This is a genomic window from Acinetobacter sp. ANC 4470 (assembly GCF_002135335.1).
Classification (GTDB): Bacteria; Pseudomonadota; Gammaproteobacteria; order Pseudomonadales; family Moraxellaceae; genus Acinetobacter.
Map to the genome: position 1 here is coordinate 404,866 of NZ_NEGC01000001.1, position 12,586 is coordinate 417,451.

Annotated in this window: 12 protein-coding genes; 5 read left to right on the forward strand and 7 right to left on the reverse strand. The window is 35.6% G+C overall.

Annotated elements, in window-relative coordinates:
* Positions 1-12: 12 nt before the first annotated feature.
* The 5 genes from B9T25_RS01855 to sbmA form a co-directional block, all read right to left on the reverse strand.
* Complete coding sequence (locus tag B9T25_RS01855; RefSeq protein ID WP_171262695.1) at positions 13-1,413, reverse strand: putative phage abortive infection protein; 1,401 nt, start codon at positions 1,411-1,413, stop codon at positions 13-15.
* 320 nt (positions 1,414-1,733) lie between these two features.
* On the reverse strand, positions 1,734-2,252 hold the full coding sequence (locus B9T25_RS01860; RefSeq protein WP_086186784.1) for a hypothetical protein: 519 nt from the start codon (positions 2,250-2,252) through the stop codon (positions 1,734-1,736).
* A gap of 123 nt (positions 2,253-2,375) precedes the next feature.
* Complete coding sequence (locus tag B9T25_RS01865) at positions 2,376-3,227, reverse strand: hypothetical protein (protein WP_171262696.1); 852 nt, start codon at positions 3,225-3,227, stop codon at positions 2,376-2,378.
* 61 nt (positions 3,228-3,288) lie between these two features.
* On the reverse strand, positions 3,289-4,269 hold the full coding sequence (locus B9T25_RS01870) for a hypothetical protein (protein ID WP_086186785.1): 981 nt from the start codon (positions 4,267-4,269) through the stop codon (positions 3,289-3,291).
* Between the two features lie 416 nt (positions 4,270-4,685).
* The gene (sbmA, locus tag B9T25_RS01875; protein ID WP_086186786.1) at positions 4,686-5,882 is read right to left on the reverse strand and encodes a peptide antibiotic transporter SbmA; all 1,197 of its coding nucleotides are present in this window, start codon (positions 5,880-5,882) and stop codon (positions 4,686-4,688) included.
* Positions 5,883-6,539: 657 nt separating this feature from the next.
* Here sbmA and B9T25_RS01880 point away from each other — a divergent pair.
* Both B9T25_RS01880 and B9T25_RS01885 read left to right on the forward strand, forming a co-directional pair.
* A complete protein-coding gene (locus tag B9T25_RS01880; protein WP_086187025.1) occupies positions 6,540-6,734 on the forward strand; it encodes a hypothetical protein in 195 nt (64 codons plus the stop codon).
* Positions 6,735-6,952: 218 nt separating this feature from the next.
* Positions 6,953-7,171 carry a DUF6500 family protein gene (locus tag B9T25_RS01885; protein ID WP_086186787.1) on the forward strand — a complete coding sequence of 73 codons (219 nt, stop codon included), beginning with the start codon at positions 6,953-6,955 and terminating at the stop codon, positions 7,169-7,171.
* A gap of 3 nt (positions 7,172-7,174) precedes the next feature.
* On the opposite strand, the gene B9T25_RS01890 is transcribed toward B9T25_RS01885, so the two are convergent.
* The gene (locus B9T25_RS01890) at positions 7,175-7,480 is read right to left on the reverse strand and encodes a putative quinol monooxygenase (RefSeq protein WP_086186788.1); all 306 of its coding nucleotides are present in this window, start codon (positions 7,478-7,480) and stop codon (positions 7,175-7,177) included.
* Positions 7,481-7,542: 62 nt separating this feature from the next.
* Positions 7,543-8,355, reverse strand: coding sequence for a hypothetical protein (locus B9T25_RS01895; protein ID WP_086186789.1), 813 nt, complete (start codon positions 8,353-8,355; stop codon positions 7,543-7,545).
* Between the two features lie 178 nt (positions 8,356-8,533).
* Between B9T25_RS01895 and metG the strand changes: the two genes are divergently transcribed.
* The 3 genes from metG (at position 8,534) to B9T25_RS01910 (ending at position 12,508) form a co-directional block, all read left to right on the forward strand.
* A complete protein-coding gene (gene metG, locus B9T25_RS01900; RefSeq protein ID WP_086186790.1) occupies positions 8,534-10,594 on the forward strand; it encodes a methionine--tRNA ligase in 2,061 nt (686 codons plus the stop codon).
* A 346-nt stretch (positions 10,595-10,940) separates the two neighbouring features.
* On the forward strand, positions 10,941-11,426 hold the full coding sequence (locus B9T25_RS14625; protein ID WP_228146839.1) for a hypothetical protein: 486 nt from the start codon (positions 10,941-10,943) through the stop codon (positions 11,424-11,426).
* A 113-nt stretch (positions 11,427-11,539) separates the two neighbouring features.
* The gene (locus B9T25_RS01910; protein ID WP_086186791.1) at positions 11,540-12,508 is read left to right on the forward strand and encodes an MBL fold metallo-hydrolase; all 969 of its coding nucleotides are present in this window, start codon (positions 11,540-11,542) and stop codon (positions 12,506-12,508) included.
* Positions 12,509-12,586 lie beyond the last annotated feature (78 nt).

Below are 12,586 nucleotides of genomic sequence, written 5' to 3' on the forward strand. Positions count from 1 at the left end.
AGAAAACCCGCTTTAGAGCGGGTTTTCTTTTAATTCAATTTCTAAAAAATCTGCTTGATTAGTTTCATTTATACCTAAATTTCTACTTCTATTAGGTGTTGTCAAAAGAACACTAATTTCATCATAAATATAAAAATCTAGCTTCTCAAAACCTTCCATTTGAATTTGAAAACCATAATTTTTAAAAAGAATATGTTTTAGTTGAACTTTCTCACGACTTCTTGGGAATAGCTTTGGCTCTAAGCTATTACGAAAAACATCAATTACTTCTATTCTTAATTCCTCATTTTTCAAATTTATTAAATAGTACTGATAACAAATTTCTTTATCTAAATTAGATAAAGGTACAGAATTGAAAAAGCAAACTATGCTCTTAAAGTTAAAAAATTTGTTTTCAATAAATCCCCAAGCACTAAAAAATAAATCTTCAGATTTCATAAATTCTGAATAGCAACTTTCACTTAGTAACTTATCAAAATATATGGAATTACCGAATACCTGATAATCACCGTACAGATGGTTACTATCTAACTTATAAAATTTTGAAATTATTAATAAATCAATAAGTATTACATTATTTCTAACCAAATCTTTAAATGGCATATGTTCAAAGAAAGAGTAGTAAGATAAATACCATCTGTATTCATCAAACTCAGTATAAGTATTCAAAAAAAGGAGTTGTTGTAGTTTTGGTGGAATTAAAGATCTCAGGATATTTGTATACTGTTTTTCTAAAGTAAAATCGCCCCATTCCTCAATTTTATTACTTGTATTTGGTATTCTATTTATTTTCATATTTATCAGTTTAAACAATTGGAATAAACAAATGAAATATTGATTCAACTCTTGATGCTGTAATAGCTGATATCTTTTATCCTCTAATTCCAATTTATAACCATCAACAAAAATAGATCTATAAATTTTATCGACTTTACTTTTATCATTTTCATTTAAAGAGCATAAATTATCCTGCTGGTGCTTAAACTGATTTAACAAACTAAAAAATAGACTATCAAACTGCTGAAGATTTTGCGTTTTTTGGATTAATTGCTGAGACTTTGCAGAATCTTGTTGTGCCTTACGACTTAATGCAAGTTCTTCAGAGTTAAAGTCTAAAGATTTTTTATTTTGATAAAGTGTATATAAAAGAAGACAAACACTGATAAAAGTTAATAAAGGATTTAAAGTTCCTCCAACAAAATCACCAAATGCTCCCCAATTAGAAATATAGTCGTTAGTTATATAAGGTAAAGTTTGAATCTGCTCATTCACGAACTGAAATTGAGAATCCTTAGCTAAAGAAACTTCTTGATAAAATTTCCAGTAGATATCTTTAACTAATCTATAAATTCCATATATAGAAACAATCCCTATAACAATAGCAATAATCCACTTTACAATTTTAGAGCTCATATTATTCTTTATTTTCAACATAACTTATTAATTATACATAATTATTTGGTTCCCATTTCTTCTTTAATTAAATACACTCTTTTTACAAACACCCTACTCTAAAACAACATGACTATCAAAAAAGTATCTTCTATCATCAAACTCGAAGACTTCGGACGTATTCAACTTTCAAAGCCCTTCTTTATGCGTGATTTCTGAATCCCTCTAAATCTCCCTTTAAAAAAAAGGAGACTTTATCATGTGATTAATTTGATACGCGTAGTTCCCTCTCTTTTTTTAGAGGTTGAGCGTAATTACGCGCAAGAGGGAGAGGATTTAAACTAACGAATCACACCCAGTTTATTAAACAAATCAGGCGTTAAAAAAGTCATCACCAATTTATTCAAATCCAAATAACGCACCACACCTTTTAATTGCTGCTTTACTTCAGGGTTTTTAATAATTTCTTCACCTGTAATACTGCCTAACTCTTGGAAGCTATCACCGACCGCCTGTAAACCTTCCGCCTGAATCACCGCTTTAGTCTGCACAGAACATTGTTCAACTAAAATACGCTGTAATACTTGAGCCAAGTTTTTATCGAGTTGTTCTTTTTGTACATCCGTCACATTGCTAAAACTTTTTAAGTCAGGATGGGTCGATAGTGCTGCAAACGTCCATTGCAACACCGCAGTTTTATCCGTTGCAGTCGTCGCTTTCACTAAACAAGCACTGAGTTGATCGACTGTTTGTGCAGCCATCGCGATTTGTGTCGTACCGAACAGAGCCGCTGCCATCAACACAGAGCGGCTTAGAGAAGAAAATCTACGCTGGGCAGAAACATCAACATAACGTGACATAAACTCAATTCCAAATAACAATCAGCTTCTTTGTATCACAGAGCCTATGTATTCACCTGTTAGACTCTGTAACCTAAAGGCAGAGATCATCGAATCTTGTATCAACACAATTTCTTCTCGTATTTACGTTACTGGCGATAAAATTGGCAATTGACCATGTAGTGTCGGTTTCTTATTCCAATACCAGTAAAAATAACCATCCTTCTGCAACATCGTATGCGTGCTTAAGGTATTTTTATCTAACTGTCCCCAACAGGCTCGTGCAGAGTTACGATTATTATGCAAATCAATATACTTCTGCCTTTCCAATTTAGGTCTTGGCGGAATATATAAAGCATGCCCTCTAGGTACCCATAAATCTGCTAAATAAATTTTTCTTTTTTCTGGCCAGTAACGAGCCACCGAAATAACCAAAGGAAGCTCACGATCTGTAGAGGCAAAAATATGCGGAAAATTATGATGCTCTAAGTCAGTACAAACAAATGGAAATAAGGTCTTTCCTTCACCTGCTTGTTTACCACCCTCTAAATAAGGACACCAATGCCCTGCAAACACACCATATTCATATTCAATATCTGAAAGTATTGGCACTGGACTATGAATTTCAATGGCTTGCCCTTTTTCTATTAAAGTAATACCAAATGCAGCAGCATTGTCTCTCGTTACCCACATCGGCTCATATTCAAATTCTTGTATCTCAACATCAAACTCTAATTGCGTATGCTCCCCATAAGGTGGCTCAACCTTCGTCCCTAAAACATGAGGAACACTGTATTCACGCCCGACCTTATATTTAGGGCTAATCTTTGCGAGCTTTAATGGCACCACACCGTCAGGTAATTTTGTTAAATACGTTGGTCGCCCATCATCATTATAAAAATAAGGGGTTTGTATAATATTAATTTTGGTTTCCTCCTTCACCCGATCCAGTAAGGGAGATTCAAAATAAATTGAATGATTTACGACTTCCTCCATATTCATTGTCCTTATTATTTTATTTTTTCATCCAAGAAAAGATAATTTTTTCCTCAAAATATTACTTCAACTGTTTCAACATATGCTTCGCCCCAGCATGATTATGATTATTCGCCAAGTTCTGTAAAATACTTTTAGCTTGAACCTTGGAGCTTGAAAAACGACTGCTGTAACTCGGCACACTGGTTAAACAACGTGCAACCAGCATCCCCGATTCCGCATAGACATTTGTACCGCCAGCATTGGGTAACTTGCCAAAATTATACGCACGCTGCGCATTATTACAGGCATTCAACTGATTTTTCCCTTTGTTCAAATCACGACGTGCAACAACAAAAGCTTTAAGCTGCTGCTGTTGAAGCGTATCGACAACCTTCTCAACTTGTTTGACAGGAGCTTCAACTATAGGCTTCTCTTCTTTTTTAACTTCACTTTCTTTTTTAACTTCGCTTTCTTTTTTAACTTCATTTTCTTTTTGAATAGCAGCTTTACTGGTTGTGGTTTTCACAGTCTGATTATTCACAGCGCTCTTTTTTACCACAACATCGGTTGGTATATTTTTATAAAATCTTTGACTTTCTTGAACTGTCATCACTTTACTTTGTAAGCTAACCACACGCGTTTCACTGCCATCAGGTAACTTACGTTCAGCCGTTGGCTCAATTGAAACGATCCAGCTTTGCCCATTACTTTGCACACACTTATACGCGCCAATCCCTTGCTTAACATGAGCATTGCCAGATAGACGTTTTTTAGCCGCTGAGTCCTTGACTAAAGTCATGGCACTTTTATACAAAAGTGAAAAATCGCCACCTTTTGCGGAGCAATAATTGGTTAAATATTTTCTTGGATATAAGGATTGCACTTCATTATTGCTTTGCTTAGCTCCCCAATGATAAACATATTCCTTCGCTTGCCCATTTGAATGATTGATATTTTTTTGAGCAATTAATTCCTGAGGTGAAGTAAAATTCTTAACTGAATCTGAGCTTAGACGTTCAATGCTGGTACAACCATGTAAAGCGATGCCAACTCCACCCATCAAGATTAATGTTCTGAAATTCACGTATCAATGCCCAATTATGCTATATAAAAGAAAATATATGAAAAGACAAAAAATAACAAACACAAAACTTTGATTTTATTGTCAATTTAACTTAATTTTGTTTTTACTCTCCACTCAAAACAAACTACAAATAGCCAACGACTAAAGGTTTTAAACTTAAAATAACAACCAGATAACAATTAATTCACCCTTTTTAACCTTTCATCATTGGCTGAGCCTTCACGCCATTTAACATGTCTTTATGCACGAACTAAGCGATACATATTCATGATGAATAGATATTTACATCATTTAAAAATAGATATTTAACCAATTTTCTCAATGCTCTTAGGCGCGAACTAAAAATAGATTTAAAAAAACTCGCATTACGCGAGCTTTTGTATTCTTCAAATCTAATGATCTAAAGTCGACTCGAATGCTTTTAAACGCTTATAAATTGAAAGTAATTCAATAATCGTCGGCCAAGATTCAATTAAATATTGGAATGACTGACGTACATTGCCAAATACATTTAGAATTTGCATCATCAGACCGAGCGTAATTGCCCCTGCGGCAATACTGGGAAATAGCACAAACAAACCGTACAGATTATCCAATTGCATATACCAAATACGCACCATATTAAAATAAGCATAGTGAAAATATAAACGGAAATAGTTAAAACGAACTTTACTAAACAGCTCTTTTAAAGTGATTGGGTCAGCACGATCAGCATAATCTTCCCCATACACTAATTCTTTACGATAGGCAGCTTCAACTTTTTGATTATTAAACTCTAAGCCTGGTAATTTATAACCAACTAACATTAATACGACTGTACCTAATACAGCCCAACTAATAGCTGCCCAAACCAAAGCATACGGAATCTCACCAATCACAGGCAGTTCTTTCACATGTGAAGATAACTGTAATAGCACAGGTAAAAAAGCCATTAAAGTCATTAAGGCTTGAATTAAACTGACCCCTAAACTTTCAGTGGTTTTGGCAAAGCGCATGGTATCTTCCTGAATACGCTGCGATGCCCCTTCAATATGCCGTAATTGCTCCCAATATGCAGTGTAATAATCATTCATGGCTGTACGCCAACGAAAGATATAGTGACTGACAAAGAATAAATTAAACACGGCAATGGTCACATAAACCATAACCACATACAGAAATGTCATGGTTTCACTATAGAGCAGTTGGACGTTACCACCACCATTACCCAGCATCTTCTGAATTAAGTCATAAAATGGGCTATACCAAGCATTGACCACAACATTGACTTGTACTGAAAACCAAATATTAAACAGAATAAAGGCGGATCCCCAAACTGACCATCCTTGCCATGGGTTACTGGATTTAAAGCGCCAGAACAAAGCAAAAATAACAGTTGAAACAAAGAACCATAGATAAAACCATAAAAATGAAGGTGCCCAAAAACGACTTATACCAATAGGTAATTCAGCACTGCTATAGCCTGATGCAAAGCCTAAAAATGTTCCCCAAGCACTGCCACCGGAATACCATAAACTGATATTGATTAGAAACCACAGCAGCAGCGACAAAAAGAACCACTTCGGATTCGGAAAAAAAGATTTAAACATTCGGTTTGGGGATTCCTTTATTTTTTAATGAACAACTTTGCCCATTAATCAAAACTAAATAGGTTCTGAATCAAATAGTGCTATCAGCTATTATTCTAGTCTTTTCATCTTTGTAGCAACTTATTCACTGTTTGTGAAATGTTTTTTCGCGTGTAACATTTTCAATATAGCGGCACATCAAGCAACAAAACATATCTTTTAATTCACTCATTGTTAATTTTTCCACCACCACTCAGCATATAAACATTTTCTTGGATAAAAAAGCTACCTTGGTCGCATCCGAAAAAATCTTACTTATTATGTGGTACAGCAAAATATAATCACAAACTTAGAAAGCCTAGATTTGACTATTTTTTCTGAAATTGAATTTACATTTCAAACTCAAATAAATGATCTCTAGCCGCTAGTTCATATGCTATTCACCTTTAATTAAAAGGATCTTAAAATAAGATTCAGATTTAAACAGCTTAAAAAAGGATGAAAAAATCGATTTTTTAGAGTTAAGCCATACAATCGTATCATTCTATAAGCTGTATATTTATTGACAAATATTACTCTAATTTTTTGATTTATCTCTCAATGTTGGTAGAATTGGTTAAACAACCAACATATTATGTTATTATTGAAATACATTTTGGCCACCGCAGGGGACGCAATATGGAAAAAATCATTATTGAATTATTACAACCAATCATTCTAAAAAAAGAAAATTGTAACCCTTTGGTTTTTAAAGAAGGCACTATTTTAAAAGTACTCATGCACACACCTAAAGGCTTATTGGTCTGTGATGATTCAAATTTTAATTTTACAGTTTCTTTAACTGATAAAAATAAAGTATGGCGTGAGCTGTAAATTCAATTAGACCGTATCAAGTGTAGAGCGATATTGCATGATTTCAGTTTGGGTGCAATTCCCCCCAACGTTACTCATGTAATTTATTGCAATAAGTTAAAATACTTTTCAAAATATTTTTTTAACCGTGCTAAACATCGCTTGGATCATGCTTTCTTTCGCTTTTAAAATACAAAATGAGCAAAAGATTTAAAAATTTAGTTTGTGAACCCATAATAATGCAAAATCAGCTACGTGAAAAAATCATTCAAATCTGCAATGAAAAAATTGCAAAAAAAGGCAGTAATGTTGGACTGTCTTTTTATGCTTTTTTCGCCAATAAAAATGACAATCCTGAACTTCTAATGCAGGCTGCTGAATGGTGGATTAAAACCCATCAACTGGATCATTTTGAGAAAGCGACAAAAATCAAACAGATGATTGAAGAGGGAAAATAAGCTTTATACTGATTTGATCAACTCTTCAAAATTTTGCATATGAGTAAAAACACCCTCTTTGCGTTGATATTGATCAATTTGAGGAACAAGGCGCTGAAAGTGTTCAGATTGTACATGTGCATCTAAAGCAGCACGATCGACCCACTCTTCAACAAAGACAAAATGTCCTTGATCTCGCAGATCATGATAAAGGTCGTAAGCGATACAACCTTGCTCCAATTTGGTCTTTGCCACCAACTCTTGGTACAAAGGTAAAACCAAATCAATTTTATCAACTTGAATAAAGTCTTCTGCGAGGAGTTTGAGCATATTGGTTCCATTATAAATCGAAGCTTAGTATTTAAAGCCCACTCATTCATATTCCAATGATATTAAGACTTCAGCGTACTCATAAAACTAGTGACTGAGAACAACCAAATAAACAACATGAAACTACGCTCCTGCGTAAAGTGTGCGACATCTGTCCCATGTACAATATTATGACGGGTCATGGTTACAGTTGAACTGCTATCCATTTTATAAGCTTCTAATTCAGTAAAATAAACATTCAACTCGCAAGCAATTTTCGACTTATGCCACAAGCTTTTTATTTCATGCCCCTTTAAACCGGGAACGATTTTATAAACATCCATAAACTTGGTTTGGTTCTGTTTTAAATAACCTTTGGCAATAAGCACATCGGTCAACAAACCTTCCAATTGCGCATATAAAAGCGGAATACAGCCTGCAAAACATTGAATTTCATACAGTTTAAAGGCTTCTTTAATCACCAGACGACGTTGATCTTTATTGTCACCAATTTCAAGTGCATCAAAAGCCTCAAGCAATTCAACTTGGAAATATTCAGTTTTGATGACATCTAAAAGATTAAAGTCGACATCACTTTCATGCTGATTAATCAACGTCCAAATATGCACTAAATTCAACGCATCATTGGCAATTTTACTGTCAACAGGCTGATCTAATTGATTCGCCAAAACATCAAAATAAGGCTCATTGGCTGCAAGACCTTTTAACATCTGAATAAGGTGTTTATGTTCAGCAGCAGACATTGATTGTAGATATTGATCAGCATCTTTTAAAATGCTTTGCCCGAGTTGTTTACCCTTTTCATGTTGAGGAATTCGGGTGACTTCTTGTTGTTCAAAATCATCAAAACTATCTTCGAAATCGGCATCAATCATTTGCTTGCAACTCTTACGCTATCACTTTAAGACGCTATTATCGCTGTTATTCAGCTGGCAATATATAAAAATCTACTTTTGAATAGAATTCAGTTATTCCGTTGTGCATCTCGCACACAAGTCATGTAAAATCGATAGCCTTGCATTAACTACAACTACGAATGAGAGAGTTATATCCGTGCGTAATATTTTAGTCACTAACGCCCTTCCATACGCCAATGGTCCTATCCATATGGGTCACTTACTCGGTTATATCCAAGCAGATATTTGGGTTCGTGCCATGCGTGCAATGGGACACAACGTGACTTACGTTTGTGCGGATGATGCTCACGGTACTGCAATCATGCTACGTGCCGAAGCGAACGGTATTACCCCTGAAGCGCAAATTGCCAATGTTCAAAAAGAACATATCCGTGATTTTGATGGTTTTGGTGTGCATTTCGATCACTACGACTCTACAAATAGTGATGAAAATAAAAATCGCTCGGAAGAAATTTATATTAAAAACCGTGAAGCAGGCAACATTGCCGTTCGCCCTGTAACGCAATTGTTCGATCCTGAAAAAGGCATGTTCTTATCAGATCGTTTCATTAAAGGCACATGCCCGAAATGTAAAGCGGAAGATCAATACGGCGATGCCTGTGAAGTTTGCGGCACAACTTATAACGCAACTGAACTGGTTGATCCACGTTCGACTTTAAGTGGTGCGACACCTGTAGAAAAATCGTCAGATCATTACTTCTTTAAACTTCCAAATTTTGCTGAATACCTACAAAAATGGACGCGTGATGAAGGTCGTTTACCTGTTTCTATCGCCAACAAACTGGATGAATGGTTTGAAAATGGCTTGAATGACTGGGATATTTCCCGTGATGCACCGTATTTCGGTTTTGAAATTCCAGATGCACCAAACAAATATTTCTACGTTTGGGTCGATGCACCGATTGGTTATATGTCGAGTTTTGAAAACTATATTAAAGCTAAACGCCCTGACTTAAGTTTTGACGATTACTGGAAAAAAGATTCTAAAAATGAGGTCTACCACTTCATTGGTAAAGACATCGTTTATTTCCACGCATTGTTCTGGCCTGCAATGTTGGAAGGTGCAAACTACCGCACACCTACAGGTTTATTTGTAAATGGTTTCTTGACGGTCAATGGTCAAAAAATGTCGAAGTCACGTGGTACGTTCATTAAAGCTGAAACGTATTTAGAGCATTTAAATCCAGAACATTTACGTTATTACTTTGCCTCTAAACTGTCGGATAAAGTTGAAGATTCTGACTTAAATTTAGAAGATTTTGTACAAAAAGTGAATTCCGACTTGGTGGGTAAAGTGGTGAATATTGCCAGTCGTTGTGCAAAGTTCATTAACACAAGTTTTGATAATAAACTGTCTGCAACATGTGCAGAGCCTGAATTGGTGCAAAGCTTTATAGATGCAGGAAATTCGATTGCACAAGCGTATGAAGCGCGTGAATTCTCTGCGGCTATTCGTGAAATTATGACGCTTGCGGATAAAGCCAATCAATATATTGATGAGAAAAAACCGTGGGCATTGGCTAAACAAGAAGGTCAAGAACAACAAGTACATGATGTATGTTCTGTCGGGATTAACTTGTTCCGTCAATTGGCCGTTTACTTGTCCCCTGTACTGCCAACTTTGGCAGCGCAAGTTCAAGACTTCTTAAAACTTGAAAGCTTTGATTTTGCATCGGGTAAAGCAGTTTTAGTCGATCATGAAATTGCACAGTTCCAAGCCCTAATGCAGCGTGTAGACCCGAAAGCAGTTGCTGCAATGGTCGATGCCTCTAAAGACTCTTTAGCGGCTGCGGCTGAACCTGTGAAAGTTGAAAAGAAAAAAGAGAAGAAAGCTGCACCTGCCAAAGTTGAACCTAAAGTTGGCGAAGCAGAGATTATTGGCATTGAAGACTTTATGAAGGTTGACCTGCGTGTTGCTGAAGTTTTAGATGCGGCTCACGTTGAAGGCTCTGACAAGTTGCTTCAATTGACTTTAAATGTCGGTGAAGCTGAACCACGCAATGTATTTAGTGGTATTCGTGAATACTATGCACCTGAAGACCTTAAAGGCAAATTGGTGGTGATGGTGGCAAACCTTGCTCCACGTAAAATGCGTTTTGGTATTTCAAATGGTATGGTACTCGCTGCGGGTAATGGCGAAGGTGTTTGGGTGATTTCACCTGAATCTGGTGCTAAACCGGGTGATAAAGTGTCTTAAGGTTTGGATCTTAGATAAAAAAAGCCTCTACATTGTAGGGGCTTTTTTATTGGATATCAGTTTCCCCTCATCCCTTCAGAAACGGTACTTCTCATCTCCCAAAGGGAGAACGACTCTTCATTAGATAAATTCTACAGTCCTTAATCACATGACCTGCGACATGGATGTCGCCCGTTTACTAGGGGTACAAGGATGTACCCTCTAGTGAACAAAGGGGTTTTGTTACTTTTGCCCAGTCAAAAGTAAAGATCATCTAAATTTTATTTTATAAGGTAGTATCTAATACTATAAATATTAGATATTTAACATCAATCAATCATTCGAATGTTAATCCAAGGGGCTTCAAATGCAAATTGAACAATTAAATACGATAGCTACTTTTTTCGGTGCTTTAGTCGCTCTAATAATATTTATAAATTGGAAAAAACAAAAAGGAAGTGAGGTTATTTCTAATGAAGCAAAAGAGGCTTTTCATCTTGTAAAAAGTTTACCTCATCAAACCAATATTATATTAGAAAACATGCTTAAAATGGCTATTGAAAACGCAACACCAAATGTACCTAACGATTTTGAAAAATATAGATTTGAAAATTTTAAGGATTTAAACGTAGAGATCATTAAAAAATTAGACTTAATAACTTTCAACAATAAAGACCGAAAAACGCTAACCATTATAGAAAACTATATGAACAGTTATAAAAATTTTGGAATTTTATATTTTCGTCCAACGACAACTAAAATCGTGTTAGAACTTCACACACGATATAAAGACGACTTGAATTGTTTAAAAACCGAACTCTACAAATACATACTGTATAAAAAAACGATATAACACAGCCCTTTTGACCGTATTCATTTCATTTACATCCACTAAAAACTAGATGAAAAAAATTGGTTCACGTGCTAAAAAATAGACAATTCAACAAAATTTGTGAATCTTTATAAATGAATAAATTACTCGCTTCCGCTTTAATTAGCTCAAGTCTCATCAGTATTTCAGCCTTTGCAGTTTCCCCACCAGTCCAAATCCAACAACAAAAACAAGTTTCAGGCTATTACCAATATCAAGCTGGTGATGTACAAATCACTGCCCTGCTCGATGGCACCAATTTCATGTCGCCTAAACTATTTCAAAATATTCCCGAAAAAGAAGTACATGACATTTTAAAGAAATACGCTGCCGACCAAGCCAAAGGCATACAGACCTCTGTGAATGCCTTTTTAGTGAATACAGGTCATTCATTAGTTTTAGTGGATAGCGGTGCTGCGAGCTGTTTTGGCGCGCATTTGGGTTCAGTATTAAGCAACTTAAAAGCATCAGGCTACAAACCAGAACAAGTCGATACCATCTTGCTTACTCATCTGCACCCAGACCATGTGTGTGGTATTAGCCAAAATGGAATCGCTAACTTTCCAAATGCAACGGTTTATGTCTCGAACGATGAAGCGAACTATTGGCTAAATCCGAAACAAGTCGACAAACTTCCAAAAGACAAACAAGCAGGCTACTTAGGAACTGTTGAAAAAATTAAACAAGCCATAGCACCTTATCAAGCCAAACAACGATTTAAAACGTATCAATTGAACGATGAACTTCAGGGCTTTAAGGTAATTAATACTGCGGGGCATACTCCTGGGCACTTTAGTTATGAGCTAAAAACCAAAGATGAAACCGTGGTATTTATTGGCGATATCGTGCACTCACATACCGTACAATTCGACAAACCTGAAACAGCGATTGATTATGATATTAATCCGAAAAAAGCGGTTGAAACACGCTTAAAGCAGTTTGCTGAATATGCAAAAGGTGGACAAACCATTGCAGCTCCACACCTTCCTTTCCCTGCGATTGGACATATTTATTCGGCAGATGGTAAGCGTTATCAATGGATTCCTGTACATTTCAAAGACTAGTCTAAAACTCATACAACGTTATATACGTTTAGAAAATTATTTTAGATCAGTACAGAGTTATTTAAAATTAAATCGCAA

What these genes read in the sequence shown, in the direction of transcription:
- B9T25_RS01855 (WP_171262695.1), bottom strand. Translation starts at nt 1,413, where the DNA reads ATGAGCTCTAAAATTGTAAAGTGGATTATTGCTATTGTTATAGGGATT.
- B9T25_RS01860 (WP_086186784.1), bottom strand. Translation starts at nt 2,252, where the DNA reads ATGTCACGTTATGTTGATGTTTCTGCCCAGCGTAGATTTTCTTCTCTA.
- B9T25_RS01865 (WP_171262696.1), bottom strand. Translation starts at nt 3,227, where the DNA reads ATGGAGGAAGTCGTAAATCATTCAATTTATTTTGAATCTCCCTTACTG.
- B9T25_RS01870 (WP_086186785.1), bottom strand. Translation starts at nt 4,269, where the DNA reads ATGGGTGGAGTTGGCATCGCTTTACATGGTTGTACCAGCATTGAACGT.
- sbmA (WP_086186786.1), bottom strand. Translation starts at nt 5,882, where the DNA reads ATGTTTAAATCTTTTTTTCCGAATCCGAAGTGGTTCTTTTTGTCGCTG.
- B9T25_RS01880 (WP_086187025.1), top strand. Translation starts at nt 6,540, where the DNA reads ATGGAAAAAATCATTATTGAATTATTACAACCAATCATTCTAAAAAAA.
- B9T25_RS01885 (WP_086186787.1), top strand. Translation starts at nt 6,953, where the DNA reads ATGCAAAATCAGCTACGTGAAAAAATCATTCAAATCTGCAATGAAAAA.
- B9T25_RS01890 (WP_086186788.1), bottom strand. Translation starts at nt 7,480, where the DNA reads ATGCTCAAACTCCTCGCAGAAGACTTTATTCAAGTTGATAAAATTGAT.
- B9T25_RS01895 (WP_086186789.1), bottom strand. Translation starts at nt 8,355, where the DNA reads ATGATTGATGCCGATTTCGAAGATAGTTTTGATGATTTTGAACAACAA.
- B9T25_RS14625 (WP_228146839.1), top strand. Translation starts at nt 10,941, where the DNA reads ATGCAAATTGAACAATTAAATACGATAGCTACTTTTTTCGGTGCTTTA.
- B9T25_RS01910 (WP_086186791.1), top strand. Translation starts at nt 11,540, where the DNA reads ATGAATAAATTACTCGCTTCCGCTTTAATTAGCTCAAGTCTCATCAGT.